Source organism: Falsihalocynthiibacter sp. S25ZX9 (assembly GCF_041205405.1).
GTDB classification, from domain to species: domain Bacteria; phylum Pseudomonadota; class Alphaproteobacteria; order Rhodobacterales; family Rhodobacteraceae; genus Falsihalocynthiibacter; species Falsihalocynthiibacter arcticus.
Map to the genome: position 1 here is coordinate 1 of NZ_JBGFCD010000108.1, position 352 is coordinate 352.

Genomic DNA, 352 nt, shown 5'->3' on the forward strand with positions numbered 1-352 from the left:
GTTGGATACGGAAGCCCAGATTGATTTCTTTTGGGCAAGTAATTCGGTTGATGCGTAGGCCATTTTGTCTCTCCACTTTGGGGGAATAAATATATGTATCTCTCCCTCCAATATTGGCAGCATGCTGCGATGCAGCAATAGACAAATGGGAAAAGCGGCCATGCAGTGAACGCATACCCACCCCTGTTAACCCTATTTTTACTGAATTTATTTGCATTTTTTTAACCACCCTTGGTCCAATCTCTTGGTATAGCTGCAGGAGAATCCCATGCTCAATCTACATCACTCTGCCGACCGTTTGGCTGCCATTCGGTCCCGCATTTCCGCTCTTAAAGAGGAGGAAGCGCGCCTT

The 352-nt window shown here is 46.6% G+C and carries 1 protein-coding gene; it reads right to left on the bottom strand.

Going from position 1 to position 352, the window contains the following annotated elements; translation table 11 throughout:
• Positions 1-229 (bottom strand): hypothetical protein (locus AB9F29_RS21495; protein ID WP_369757200.1); only part of this gene is annotated, 229 nt, incomplete at its 3' end.
• Between the last annotated feature and the right edge of the window lie 123 nt (positions 230-352).